This window comes from Sphingobium indicum B90A (genome assembly GCF_000264945.2).
GTDB classification, from domain to species: Bacteria; Pseudomonadota; Alphaproteobacteria; order Sphingomonadales; family Sphingomonadaceae; genus Sphingobium; species Sphingobium indicum.
Genome location: NZ_CP013070.1, coordinates 617,610 through 630,715 on the forward strand (window position 1 = coordinate 617,610; position 13,106 = coordinate 630,715).

Below are 13,106 nucleotides of genomic sequence, written 5' to 3' on the forward strand. Positions count from 1 at the left end.
TGGGGCAGGGGAGCGCAAGGGCATGAGTGCGCCCGTTCTCGATACGAAGCTTTCGGCGGAGAGCGAAAGCTTCCGGGCCAACGCCGCGCATAACCGCGCCCTGCGCGACGAACTGCGCGAAAAGGTCGCCCACGCCGCGCTCGGCGGCAGCGAGGCGGCGCGGGCCAAACATGTCGCCCGCGGCAAACTGCTCCCCCGCGACCGGGTGGAGCGGCTGCTCGATCCCGGCAGTCCGTTCCTGGAGGTGGGCCAACTCACCGCCAACGGCATGTATCATGGCGAGGTGCCCGGCGCGGGCATGATCGCGGGCATCGGCCGCGTGTCGGGGCGGCAGGTGATGATCGCCTGCAACGACGCCACGGTGAAGGGCGGCACCTATTATCCGCTGACCGTGAAGAAGCATCTGCGCGCCCAGGAAATCGCGATGGAGAACCGCCTCCCCTGCGTCTATCTGGTCGACAGCGGCGGCGCGAACCTGCCCAACCAGGCGGAGGTCTTTCCCGACCGCGAGCATTTCGGCCGCATCTTCTACAATCAGGCGCAGATGTCGGCGCGGGGCATCCCCCAGATCGCCTGCGTCATGGGAAGCTGCACGGCGGGCGGCGCCTATGTGCCCGCCATGTCGGACGAAACGGTGATCGTGCGCAACCAGGGCACGATCTTCCTCGCCGGCCCCCCGCTGGTGCAGGCCGCGACGGGCGAAGTCATCTCCGCCGAAGACCTTGGCGGCGCGGAAGTGCACGGCCGCCGTTCCGGCGTGGTCGACCATGTCGCGGAAAATGACGAACATGCGCTGACCATCGTGCGCGACATCGTCTCGACGCTCCAGCCCGCGCCCGAAATCGACCTCAACCTGCGCGAACCGAACCCGCCCAGATACGACCCCGAAGAACTGTACGGCATCATCCCCCAGGACGTCCGCGCCCCCTATGAGGTGCGCGAAGTGATCGCCCGCATCGTCGACGGCAGCGAATTTCACGAGTTCAAGGCGCTTTACGGCACGACGCTCGTCTGCGGCTTCGCCCATATCTGGGGCATGCCCGTCGCGATCCTGGCCAATAACGGCGTGCTGTTCAGCGAAAGCGCGCAAAAGGGCGCGCATTTCATCGAACTCGCCTGCCAGCGCCGCATTCCGCTGCTGTTCCTCCAGAATATCTCCGGCTTCATGGTCGGCGGCAAATATGAGGCGGAGGGGATCGCGAAGCATGGCGCGAAGCTGGTGACGGCGGTCGCGACCGCCAGCGTGCCCAAGATCACCGTCCTCATCGGTGGCAGCTTCGGCGCGGGCAATTACGGCATGTGCGGCCGCGCCTACAGCCCGCGCTTCCTCTTCACCTGGCCCAACAGCCGCATCTCCGTGATGGGCGGCGAACAGGCGGCCAGCGTGCTGGCGACCGTCCACCGCGACGCCGCCAAATGGACGCCGGAGGAGGCAGAGGCCTTCAAGACGCCGATCCGCCAGAAATATGAGGATGAGGGCAACCCCTATTACGCGACGGCCCGCCTGTGGGACGACGGCGTGATCGACCCCGCCCAAACCCGCGACGTGCTGGGCCTCGCCTTCGCCGCCACGCTCAACGCCCCGGTAGAGGAGGCGCCCCGCTTCGGGGTGTTCCGCATGTGATCCAATCCCTGCTCATCGCCAATCGCGGCGAGATCGCCTGCCGCATCATCCGCACCGCCCGCCGCCTCGGCATCCGCACCGTCGCGGTCTATTCCGACGCCGACGCCAGGGCGCTCCACGTCCGCGAAGCCGACGAAGCCGTCCATATCGGCCCATCCCCGGCCCGCGAATCATACCTCATCGGCGACCGCATCATCGCCGCCGCCAAGGCGACGGGCGCGCAGGCCATCCACCCCGGCTACGGCTTCCTCTCCGAAAACGCCGCCTTCGCGCAGGCCGTCATCGACGCCAGTCTCATCTGGGTCGGCCCCAATCCCGCCAGCATCACCGCCATGGGCCTGAAGGACGCCGCCAAGAAGCTGATGTCCCAAGCGGGCGTCCCCGTCACCCCCGGCTATCTGGGCGAGGACCAGAGCGCCGCCCGCTTGCAATCCGAAGCCGATGCCATCGGCTATCCCGTCCTGATCAAGGCGGTCGCGGGCGGCGGCGGCAAGGGCATGCGCCGCGTCGACGCGCAGGCGGATTTCGCCGACGCGCTCCTCTCCTGCCAGCGGGAGGCGGCGTCCAGCTTCGGCAACGACCAGGTGCTGATCGAAAAATATATCCTCTCGCCCCGCCATATCGAGGTGCAGGTGTTCGGCGACAGCCACGGCCAGGTCGTCCACCTGTTCGAACGCGACTGCTCGCTCCAGCGCCGCCACCAGAAGGTGATAGAGGAGGCTCCCGCGCCCGGCATGGATGCCGCCACCCGCGAAGCCATTTGCGGCGCGGCCGTCCGCGCCGCGCAGGCGGTCGACTATGTCGGCGCAGGCACCATAGAGTTCATCGCCGACGCCAGCGAAGGCCTGCGCGCCGACCGCATCTGGTTCATGGAGATGAACACCCGCCTTCAGGTCGAACATCCGGTGACGGAGGAGATTACCGGCGTCGATCTGGTCGAATGGCAACTCCGCGTGGCGAGCGGCGAACCCCTGCCGAAGAAGCAGGAGCAATTGTCGATCAACGGCCACGCGATAGAGGCCCGCCTCTATGCCGAAGACCCGGCCAAGGGCTTCTTGCCCAGCCCCGGGCGCATCGACCGGCTGCTGTTCGACAGCGGCGCGCGCGTGGAAACCGGCGTGGAGTCAGGCGATACCGTCAGTTCCTTCTACGACCCGATGATCGCCAAGGTCATCTGCCACGGCCCGGATCGGGAGGCTGCGCGCACCGACCTGCTCCGCTGGCTCGACGGCAGCTTCGTCGGCCCGCTGCACACCAACAAGCCTTTCCTGCATGCCTGCCTGTCCATGGCCGACTTTGCCGAGGGCCGCCTCGACACCGGCCTGATCGAGCGGCAGGGGGAGGCTCTGACCGCCATCGATGGCCCGTCCAACCGCGTTCTCGCCGCCGCCGGACAGCGTTTCCGCAAGGACTGGACCGGCCGCGAGGACAGGGAAGGCCTGTTCGGCTTCCGCCTCAACGCAGCGCCGAAAACCCGGATCGACCTGTTCGTGGACGGCCGCCATGTCGTCGCGGACGCCGCGTCCGGGGACCTGCGCACCGGCCTGCGCTCCGCCATGGAGCGGGACGGCACGATCATCGTCACCCAGGCCGGGCAAAGCTGGTTCTTCAGCCAGACCCCGCCGGTCAAGGCGGGCGGCGCGGCCGCATCCGACGGCGCGATCCTCTCCCCCATGCCGGGCCGCATCATCGCCGTCGCCGTGGCGAAGGGCGACCGGGTCGCCAAGGGCCAGAAGCTGGTCACGCTGGAGGCGATGAAGATGGAACATAGCCTCACCGCGCCCTTCGACGGCGTGGTGGCGGAACTGGACGCGACCGAAGGCGGCCAGGTCAGCGAAGGCACGCTGCTGGTGCTGGTGGAACGGGGGGAAGACTGATGGCGGGCCGCTATTATGACGAATGGACCATCGGCGACCGGATCGACCATGAAATCCGCCGCACGGTGACGGAGACCGACAACCTCCTCTTCTCGACCATGACCCATAATCCGCAGCCTCTGCACCTGGACGCCGAAGCCGCGAAAGCCTCCGAATTCGGCCAGATCCTCGTCAACGGCACCTTCACCTTCGCGCTGATGGTGGGCTTGTCGGTGGGCGACACGACTTTGGGCACGCTGGTCGCCAATCTCGGCTATGACAGGCTGGTCATGCCCAAGCCCGTCTTCATCGGGGACACGATGCGGGCGGACAGCGAAGTCACCGACCTCAAGGAAAGCCGCTCCCGCCCCGAAGCGGGCATCGTGACATTCACCCATCGGCTCATGAACCAGCGGGACGAAATCGTCTGCCAATGCCTGCGCATGGCGCTGCTGAAGAAGAGGCCCGCATGAAGCTCCGTTCGCTGTTGTTCGTCCCCGCCGACCGCCCGGAACGCTTCGCCAAGGCGGCGGCGAGCGGCGCCGACGCGATCATTCTGGACCTGGAGGATTCGGTCGCCCCGGAACGCAAGGCCTATGGGCGGGACGCGATAGCGGAATGGCTGGCCTCGCCCCGCGACGGCGTGGCCTTCGTCCGCGTCAATCCGCTGGACGGCGACCACACGGCCGCCGATCTGGCCGCCGTGCTACCCGCCTCGCCCGACGGCATCATGCTGCCCAAGGCGGAGGGGGCGGCGAGCGTCCAGGCGATGATCGCCCTGTCCGGCGGCGCGCCTGTGCCGCCGATCCTGCCCATCGCGACCGAAACCCCCGCCGCCCTTTTCGAACTGGGCAGCTTCCGCCAGGTGCGCGACAGGCTGGCGGGCCTGACCTGGGGGGCGGAGGATCTGCCCGCATCCATCGGTGCGTCGACCTCCCGCGAGGAGGACGGGCGCTACACCGCGCCCTTCGAAATGGCGCGCAGCCTGACGCTGTTCGCCGCCCATGCCGCGGGCGTCCCCGCCATCGACACGGTCTTCCCCCGGATCGAGGCGATGGACGATCTCAAATCCTATATCGGACGTGCGCGGCGCGACGGATTCACTGGCATGATGGCGATCCACCCGGTGCAGGTCGCCGCCATCAACGAAGGCTTCACCCCCACCGATGCGGAGATCGCGCGGGCAAGGGCGGTAGTGGACGCCTTCGCCGCCAATCCCGGCGCGGGCGTGCTGAAACTGGACGGCAAGATGATCGACCGGCCCCATCTCATCCAGGCGCAGCGGGTGCTGGCCGCCGCCCAATGAAGAAAGGCCCGGCCTTGCGGCCGGGGCCCTCCTGTGCTTCCGGGCGACCTTATCGGTAGCGGCCCTTTTCGTAGGTCGAACCGCCAGCCCCGCTGAAACGGTCCTGGGCGTCATCGTCCTGCGATCCGAACAGGGCCTGCTGCTCCCGCTCGGTGCGCCATGCGGTCTGCGCCTGTTCCGCGGTCTTTTCCAGCGTCACCTTCTGCGCGTCCACCGACCGGATCCAGGATGACGGGATCGAATGATGGACGCCGCCCGACTCCTGGTCGTTCTTGGTCAGGATGATGCGGTCGCCGCGCAGCTTGTCGACCGTGCCGACATGTTCGCCGTCGCTGCCGACGACTTCCATATGCTCGCGCACCTGCTGGACCGCCTGACGCTGCTCGCCGCGGCGCGTGCGCCAACTGCCGAACTCATTGTTGAAGCGTTCGCGGTTTTCGCGCTGATATTCGGCATAGTCGCGGTCCAGTTCGTCGATCCGCTGCTGGCGCCAGGCATGGTAATTGGCGTCGTGATGCTCGCCATAATCATGGTTCGGGCCATAGGCGCGCACGCGATAGCCATGATCCTCGCTGCCGAAGCCGCTGCGTTCGCCGGTATAGGGCGCGTAGCCGCGATTGGGCAGGTAGCGGCCCGTATTGGCGGCGGAGGCATAGCCGATCCGGCTGCTCTGGTCCCGCGGATCGCCATAGGGGCGGTTGTAATAATCGTCATATTCGCGGCGGCGCTCCGCCTCCTCATCGCCGAACCAGCTCCGGATCTCGTCACCGGCGCGGTCGAGGAAGCCCCGTTCGTCAGGATCATAATCATCCGCCGGGCGCCGGTTGCCCGACCCGCCATATCCCGATCCCGGCCCGCCGAACTGGCCGCGCGTGCCATATCGATAGCTGCGATCGTCCCGCCAGTCGCGCCGCGCACGGTAACGGTCGGAATCCCGGTCCCAGTCCGTCCAGTTACGATCGCCGTCACCATAGCGACGTCCGCCTTGGTAACCCATTGTCCGTCTCCTTGTCTGCGTCTGCTTCTGCACGACGTCCCTTGAGATGCCGTCACCGCACCAATGAGCATGCCGCCGCATCGTTCCGGGCGTTACGCAGGAGTAATGTCCCGCCTTTGCCCCGGCAGACCGGCCGCGCCGGAGGATGGAGGGCGGCTCCGTTTTTTTGCGCAAAAAGACCGTTGCATGGCCGCAATCCGTCGCTTATAGGCAGCGCTCCTTAACGGGGCCGTAGCTCAGCTGGGAGAGCGCGTCGTTCGCAATGACGAGGTCAGGGGTTCGATCCCCCTCGGCTCCACCACTTTCCAGACAAGTCCTGGATTCCTACCCGACAGGCAGGCATTCGGGGATTTTTCGTCCATCTGCCGCATCGGTGCCGATGCGCAGGCGTGGAAGCCATGTCCGCGCCGCCACATGTCGCTGGACGGGCGAAGCCGATCTGCCGGGCAAGCGCGGCAGGTCAAAGCGGAAAGGACTTCGCGCCGATGGAAAGGCCGTCTCAAACGGCGCTTTCCGTCCGTTCAGGCATCCGCAATCGTCGGATCGGCCGCGCTCATGCGTCGAAGTCGGCTTCGGTGAGGGCGCGGACCTGATCGAGGTCGACGCCGGGCGCGCATTCGATCAGGCGGAAGCGGGCGTTTCGGTCGGCGCGCGCAAAGACGGCCAGGTCTGTTATCAGCATGTCGACCACCGCCGATCCCGTCAGGGGAAGGGTGCAGCTCTTGCGGAACTTGGGCGTGCCGTCCCGCGAGACATGGTCCATCAGCACGATGATGCGCCGGACCCCCGCGACCAGGTCCATCGCGCCGCCCATGCCCTTCACCATCTTTCCGGGGATCATCCAGTTGGCGATGTCGCCATTTTCCGCGACCTCCATCGCGCCCAGGACCGAAAGGTCGATATGGCCGCCGCGGATCATGCCGAAACTGTCGGCCGAAGACACATAGCTGGTGCCGGCGAGTTCGGTGATCGTCTCCTTCCCCGCATTGATGATGTCGGCGTCGACATGCGCGGCATCGGGATAAGGGCCAAGGCCCAGCATGCCGTTTTCCGACTGCAGCGTCACGTCCATGCCTGCGGGAATATTGTCGGCGACCAGGGTCGGAATGCCGATGCCCAGATTGACGTAGAAACCGTCGCGCAGTTCGCGCGCGGCGCGGGCGGCCATGTCGTTGCGGGTCCAGGGCATGTCAAACCTCCTTGCGCACGATGCGCTTTTCGATGCGCTTCTCGTTCCGTTCGGCAATGATCAGGCGCTGCACGAAAATGCCGGGCGTGTGGACATGGTCGGGATCGATCGCGCCGGCGGGAAGCAGCTCCTCGACCTCCGCGACCGTGACGCGGCTGGACGTCGCCACCATCGGGTTGAAGTTGCGCGCCGTCTTGCGATAGACGAGATTGCCCTTCTCGTCCCCGCGCCATGCCTTGACGATGGCAAGGTCGGCCGTCAGCCCTGTCTCCAGGATATAGCGCTCGCCGCCGAATATCTTTTCTTCCTTGCCCTGCGCCACGATCGTCCCGACGCCCGTTCGCGTGTAGAAGCCGGCGATCCCCGCGCCGCCCGCGCGCAGCCGCTCCGCCAGCGTGCCCTGCGGATTGAATTCCAGTTCCAGGGCGCCTGTCAGATATTGGCGTTCGAACTCCTTATTCTCCCCGACATAGGAGGAGATCATCTTGCGCACCTGCCGGCTCTGCAACAGCAGGCCCAGGCCGAAATCGTCGACGCCCGCGTTGTTCGAAATGACGGTAAGATCCTTGACGCCGCTGCGGCGGATCTCGTCGATCAGCGTTTCGGGAATGCCGCAGAGGCCGAAGCCGCCCGCCGCGATGGTCATTCCGTCGAAAAGCAGGCCCGAAAGAGCCTCGCTGGCCGTGTCGTGAAATTTTCTCGCCATGTCGTTGGACTCGCATGCTGCTGAGGTGGTGCCGCTATCGGCGGCGGCGATATGTGGGCGTCGGAATGCGGGGCGGCGATCGCGGGCGCCGTCTTGCTGCTAGGCACTCCCGGCCAAAGCATGTATGGAACATGATTGTAGAACAATCAAGAGGGGTCCTATGGAGGCCGGTTTGGAGTTCGAGCCTGCTGGCACGGCGCGCAAGGTGGTTCTGGGCATATTGGCCGGGCTGGACGAGCGGCAACTCGTCCCCGGCCAGCGGCTTGCGGAAACGGACCTCGCGCTTCGCTATGACGTCGGCCGAAACGCGGTGCGGGAGGCCATGCAACATCTGTCGGTGCGCGGGATCATCGAACTGGAGGCCAATCGGTCGCCCTCGATCCGGAAGCTCGACCTGGCCGAGAGCATGGAGGTGCTCGACGTCGCGGAGGCGATGACGGCGCTCGCCGCCCGCACCGCGGCCGGCCGATATGTGGAGCGCCTGCACGGGAAGCCCCTGCGCGACGTGCTGAAGCGCCTCGACATGGCGGCGGCCGACCGGGAGGAGGGGGCCTTCAACGCGGCGCGGCGTCAATTTTATCGCGTGCTGCTGCGGATCGGCGACAATCGCGAGTTGCGCAGGCTCTTTCCATCCGTGGGCATGCACATCATCCACGTTCAATATTCGATGCCCGAACTCCAGAAGGTCCGGCGCCGCGACTATGCCGATATGGCGGCCGCCGTCATGAAGAAGGATGCGGCGCTGGCGGAGGCGGTGGCCCGCCGGCACGTCGACAATGTCCGCGGCGCCATCGCCGATTGGCATGCGCGGCGGAGCGACGGCCATATGGGGGCGCGCTGATCATGCCCAAACCGGAAGGCTGGCGGCTCGACCCCGGCAATTACCCGGTGCGCGGAGACTTCCAGACGCGGTTCCAGGACCTGGACGTCAATGGCCACATCAACAATGTCGCCTTCGCGGCGCTGTTCGAGGGCGGCCGCGTCATGCTGAACCGGCAGGTCGACGCCCTGGCCAACCGGCCGTCGAACGAGCGCACTGTGGTTGGCGACCTCCACATAAGCTATCTGGGCGAAGGCAATTTTCCCGATCTCGTCCATATCGCGTCGGGCTTCGGCCGCCTTGGCCGCACGAGCTGGACGATCCATCAGGCGATGTTCCAGAACGGCCGCATCATCGCGACCTGCGATACGGTCATCATATGCCGCACGGACGGGCAGGCAAAGCCGCTGCGCGACGAACTGAGGGCCGATCTGACCGCAAGGATGGCGAAGCAGGCATAGGGTTTTCAAGGCGGCCGTCTAGGTCCGACAAGCCCCGGAAGCGCGGCTCCCTGGTCTCCATCCGATTTTAGGGAAACGAACGTCCATCCGCCCTGCGGAAAACGGCCGCCGGAACGTTGAAGAGCGCGCCGCCGCCATTGATCCCGATGTAACGGCAATGCTCTCGGCGGAAGCGGGAAGGGGCTTCGTCAGGCTGGCAGCGAAGATCGCGCCATGTGCGCGGCAGGCAATGGGCGGCGGCTCCTTTGCCCTGCTTTCATGCGCAATGTTAATTTAATATATCGTCGAAATCTCTTTGACAGTTTCGATATATGAAACTATAAACGATAGAAAGTTCATTTTATGGATGAACGCCAAGGCATTTTTTGCGCATTGCCGCCGAAGGTCGGCGCGGCGCCGGTTTTCCGTCTGGAAATGCGCGTGGCCGCCTTGGGGCCATGGAATAATGTATAAAGGGGAAGTGGGAGATGGACATGACTGAAAGGGCGAATCTTCATTTGCGGGGCAGGCTGGTCTTTGCGGCGGCATCGGCCGCGATTGCACTGGTGGGCGCCATGCCGGCCCATGCGCAGTCGGACGCCGTTCCGGGCGGCGCCGATGCCCCCAGGGATTCAAGCCAGGACATCGTCGTCACCGCGCAGAAGCGCGCGTCGCGCCTGTCGGACGTTCCCGCCGCGATCTCGGCCTTCAGCGGCCAATATATTCAGGAGCGCGGCGTCAGCGACTTCGAAGGGATCGTGGAGCAGACGCCCGGCGTCAGCATCACGTCCGACTTCGGGGGCAGCGCGTCCAAAGTGATCTCCGTCCGCGGCCTGGGCGGCAGCGACGATTATCGCCCGAACGGCAGTTCGTCGGCGGCGCTGCATATCGACGACGTCTACCAGACGTCCAATCTCTTCCTCTCGCTTCCCTTTTTCGACGTGGAGCGCGTGGAGGTGCTGAAGGGGCCGCAGGGCACGCTCTATGGCCGCAACAGCACGGCGGGCGTGATCAACGTGCTCACGCGCGATCCGGGCAAGGATCTCGACGGCTATGTGACGGCCGAACTAGGCAGTTACGAACGCTATCGCATCGAGGGCGCGGTCGGCGGTGCGATCACGCAGGATATTTCCGCCCGCATCGCCGTCCTGCGCGAATGGGGCGGCGGTTACATGAACGGCAAGGGCGCCGGCTCGCTCGCCGGCACGCGGGTCTTCGCGGGCACGCCGGTGGTTCCCGATCCGGGCGCTCGCAGCGGATGGGGCGACCGCGACATGCTGGCCCTGCGCGGCACGCTGCTCTGGACCATGCCCACCGGCGGCAAGTTGAAGCTCAAGGCCTTTATGAGCCGCGACAAGGGCGAGAACCAGATCACCGACAGCGTCCAGGGCATCAACAACAACGGCTGGCTGGAGCCCGACAACGATCCCTACACCTTCTACTCGTCCCGCTATCCGATGCGCGACATCCGGATGCATGGCGGTTCGCTGAACTATGAGCAGCCGCTGACGGATGACATCACGCTCACCACCATCCTGGGCTACCAATATGGCAAGCGCTTCGTGGAGGGGGCCACCGGCGGCCCTGCGCGCGTATTCGATTGGGATTTCAACGACCGCGTGCGGCAGAAGTCGCTGGAAGCCCGCCTGGCGGGCGACCTTGGCCCGATCGACTGGGTGGTCGGCGTCTATGCGATCAACGACAAGGTCAACTTCATGACCGATCTGGACTATACCGATGTCGCGGCGACCCGCGTCCGGACCAATTATACCCAGACGCGCAAAAGCCGCGCCGTCTTCGGCCAGGTCGAATGGCCGATCACCGACAAGTTCACCGTTACCGGCGGCCTTCGCTACACGGACGACAAGGCGCGGTTCGCCGGATCGACGATCGACCTCAATCCGTATGGCATCTCCCAGGGCGCCAGCCGCTTTCCCGCGGTGCCCGTGTTCTTCGACAACCGGGCGCACGACAATAATGTGTCGGGACGGCTGACGCTGTCCTACAAGCCGATCGAGGAGATCAAGGTCTACGCGTCCTACGGCACGGGCTACAAGGCCGGCGGCTTCGACGGATCGTCGATCTTCAGCGCGGTGGAGGCGCTGCCGCTCAAGCCTGAAAACGTCAAGGCCTATGAGGCAGGCTTCAAGGTTTCGACCGCCGCCGGCTTCTATGCATCGGTCGACGGTTTCTATTACGATCTGTCGGAACTGCAGGCATTCACCATCGTTGCGCCCAACACGCCGAACGTCCGCATCAATGTCGGCAAGTCGATCCTCTACGGCGTCGATTTGCAGGTCGGACTGAGCCTGTTCGACAATGATCGGCACAGCCTCCGCCTGGAAGCGGGTGGGACGCTGCTCGACAGCAGGATCACGGAATTCCAGGGCACGCCCGCTCAGGTCGCCGCGAACCTTGGCAACGATCTTCCCGCCGCGCCGCATCGCACCGCCAACGCATCCCTGGTTCACAAGCTCCAGCTCGGCGGGGGGCTGGAGTTCACGACCACGTTCGACGCCCGTTACAAGAGCGCCGAATTCAAGCGCCTGAACAATGTCGCGACCTCCAGGGTGCCGACATATGCCCTGTTCGGATTGCGCGGGGAACTGTCGTCGGATGCGGGCTGGTCGGTATTCGCCTATGTCCGCAACCTCACTGACGAGGTGTATGCGATCGACCGCAATCTGGCGCAGCGCCTGGTCGGGTCGCCGCGGCTGTTCGGCGGCGGCGTGCGGTATGAATTCTAAGGCCCGCTCCGCTTCGCTTGCAGGGAAATCGGCGCCCTGGAATATTGTCTGAATTGGCTTTCCAATCCGTCCGGCGCCCTGTGCGCCGGGCGGCCCGGAAAGCGCCTTGGGAAGGCCGGAACATGTCGATCAAACGCATTCTGATCTTGTTGCTTGCCATTGTCGGCACGTCGGTTGCGCAGGCCGAGGACGGGAAATTCACGATCGCCGTCATTCCGGACACCCAATATTACACCGATTACCGCCATCAGACCGAGGAGGGCTTTCCCTTCGATGCGCGGGAACTCTTCTTCGACCAGATGCGCTACATCGCGGAGAACGCGGAATCGCACGGCGGCGACATCGCCTTCGCCACGGCGCTCGGCGATGTCTGGCAACATGCCAGCCAGCGCATGACCCCGGAATATGCCGCCCAGGGGTACAAGCATATCCAGACATATCTGACCAGCCTGCCGCAAATCCATCCGGATTCCCGCGTGCTCACGGTCGAAATGCCGACGGCGCGCCGGGGATATGAGATGATTGCCGGGAAATTGCCCTTCTCGGTCGTGCCGGGCAATCACGACTATGATTCGAACTGGGCCGATTCACGCTGGCCGGAAGGCCAGGGGGGCCTGCCCAACGGCATGCTCGCCTATGGCGGGCTCAAGAACTGGACGTCCATATTCGGCGCGGACACGCCCTTCTTCAGGAAGAAGTCCTGGTATGTCGCCAGCTATAATGGCGGCGCCGACAGCGCCCAGCTCTTCGATGCGGGCGGCTACCGCTTCCTGCATATCGGGTTCGAGATGGCGCCGTCCGACGCGGTGCTGAAATGGGCAGAGGGCGTGATCAAGCGCTACCCCGGCCTGCCCACCATCGTCAGCACGCACAGCTTCCTCAACCGCGCAGGCGAAAGGCGCGAAAATCCCGCCGTGGATTTCAAGGCGGTCAATCCCGTCCACAACAATCCGCAGGACGTGTGGGACAAGTTCCTGTCGCAGAACGACCAGATCTTCCTGATGCTCAGCGGCCACCAATATGGGCAGGCCCATCGCGTCGACCTCAACAGGTTCGGGCACAAGGTCTATCAGGTGCTGTCGGACTATCAGGGGCGCCGGCAATCCTTCGTGACCGCCGCGCCCGCGCGAGCGAACGAGCGCGAGACGATCGGCGACGGATGGATGCGGCTGATGCAGTTCGACCTGTCGGGCCCGAAGGCCAGCGTGCAGGTGAAGACCATCTCCACCTATTACAAGTCCACGGCTTCCAAGCTGCCGACCTATTCGGCATTCTACAAGGAAAAGGAAAAGCCGACTGCGACGGACGAGGAGTTCATCGCGTCCGACGAATTCGCGCTGGATCTCGACGATTTCCATGCCCGCTTCGCGCCGGCGCGGTCCGCGCGCGGCGACGGGCGCAAGTGACGGGCCTGTCGAAGC

General features: G+C 65.2%; 11 protein-coding genes and 1 tRNA gene. 9 read left to right on the forward strand and 3 right to left on the reverse strand.

Annotated elements, in window-relative coordinates:
* Positions 1-22: 22 nt before the first annotated feature.
* The 4 genes from SIDU_RS03170 to SIDU_RS03185 are packed head-to-tail and all read left to right on the forward strand — an operon-like array spanning position 23 to position 4,786.
* A complete protein-coding gene (locus SIDU_RS03170) occupies positions 23-1,624 on the forward strand; it encodes a carboxyl transferase domain-containing protein (protein ID WP_007682764.1) in 1,602 nt (533 codons plus the stop codon).
* Positions 1,621-3,501, forward strand: coding sequence for an acetyl/propionyl/methylcrotonyl-CoA carboxylase subunit alpha (locus SIDU_RS03175; protein WP_007682762.1), 1,881 nt, complete (start codon positions 1,621-1,623; stop codon positions 3,499-3,501). The genes SIDU_RS03170 and SIDU_RS03175 overlap by 4 nt, the downstream gene beginning before the upstream one ends.
* Positions 3,501-3,953, forward strand: coding sequence for a MaoC family dehydratase (locus SIDU_RS03180; RefSeq protein ID WP_007682761.1), 453 nt, complete (start codon positions 3,501-3,503; stop codon positions 3,951-3,953). Before SIDU_RS03175 ends, SIDU_RS03180 begins: the two co-directional genes overlap by 1 nt.
* Positions 3,950-4,786, forward strand: a complete 837-nt coding sequence (locus tag SIDU_RS03185; RefSeq protein ID WP_007682760.1) for an HpcH/HpaI aldolase/citrate lyase family protein — start codon at positions 3,950-3,952, stop codon at positions 4,784-4,786. The genes SIDU_RS03180 and SIDU_RS03185 overlap by 4 nt, the downstream gene beginning before the upstream one ends.
* A gap of 49 nt (positions 4,787-4,835) precedes the next feature.
* Here SIDU_RS03185 and SIDU_RS03190 read toward each other — a convergent pair whose 3' ends face one another.
* Positions 4,836-5,783: a DUF2171 domain-containing protein gene (locus SIDU_RS03190; RefSeq protein WP_007682757.1), complete on the reverse strand. Its 948-nt coding sequence runs from the start codon at positions 5,781-5,783 to the stop codon at positions 4,836-4,838.
* A gap of 225 nt (positions 5,784-6,008) precedes the next feature.
* Here SIDU_RS03190 and SIDU_RS03195 point away from each other — a divergent pair.
* A tRNA-Ala gene (locus tag SIDU_RS03195) sits at positions 6,009-6,084 on the forward strand.
* 252 nt (positions 6,085-6,336) lie between these two features.
* Here the strand turns inward: SIDU_RS03195 and SIDU_RS03200 are convergent.
* Positions 6,337-6,972, reverse strand: a complete 636-nt coding sequence (locus tag SIDU_RS03200; RefSeq protein WP_007682754.1) for a 3-oxoacid CoA-transferase subunit B — start codon at positions 6,970-6,972, stop codon at positions 6,337-6,339.
* A gap of 1 nt (position 6,973) precedes the next feature.
* Entirely contained in the window at positions 6,974-7,678 is a 705-nt protein-coding gene (locus SIDU_RS03205; RefSeq protein WP_007682752.1) for a CoA transferase subunit A, read from the reverse strand.
* 160 nt (positions 7,679-7,838) lie between these two features.
* Here SIDU_RS03205 and SIDU_RS03210 point away from each other — a divergent pair, with 160 nt between their 5' ends.
* The 4 genes from SIDU_RS03210 (at position 7,839) to SIDU_RS03225 (ending at position 13,091) form a co-directional block, all read left to right on the forward strand.
* On the forward strand, positions 7,839-8,519 hold the full coding sequence (locus SIDU_RS03210; protein WP_007682751.1) for a GntR family transcriptional regulator: 681 nt from the start codon (positions 7,839-7,841) through the stop codon (positions 8,517-8,519).
* A gap of 2 nt (positions 8,520-8,521) precedes the next feature.
* On the forward strand, positions 8,522-8,959 hold the full coding sequence (locus tag SIDU_RS03215) for an acyl-CoA thioesterase (protein WP_007682749.1): 438 nt from the start codon (positions 8,522-8,524) through the stop codon (positions 8,957-8,959).
* Between the two features lie 473 nt (positions 8,960-9,432).
* Positions 9,433-11,685, forward strand: a complete 2,253-nt coding sequence (locus tag SIDU_RS03220; protein ID WP_233431863.1) for a TonB-dependent receptor — start codon at positions 9,433-9,435, stop codon at positions 11,683-11,685.
* A gap of 122 nt (positions 11,686-11,807) precedes the next feature.
* Positions 11,808-13,091 (forward strand): metallophosphoesterase family protein, encoded by a 1,284-nt coding sequence (locus SIDU_RS03225; protein WP_007682745.1) that lies wholly within the window; start codon positions 11,808-11,810, stop codon positions 13,089-13,091.
* Positions 13,092-13,106 lie beyond the last annotated feature (15 nt).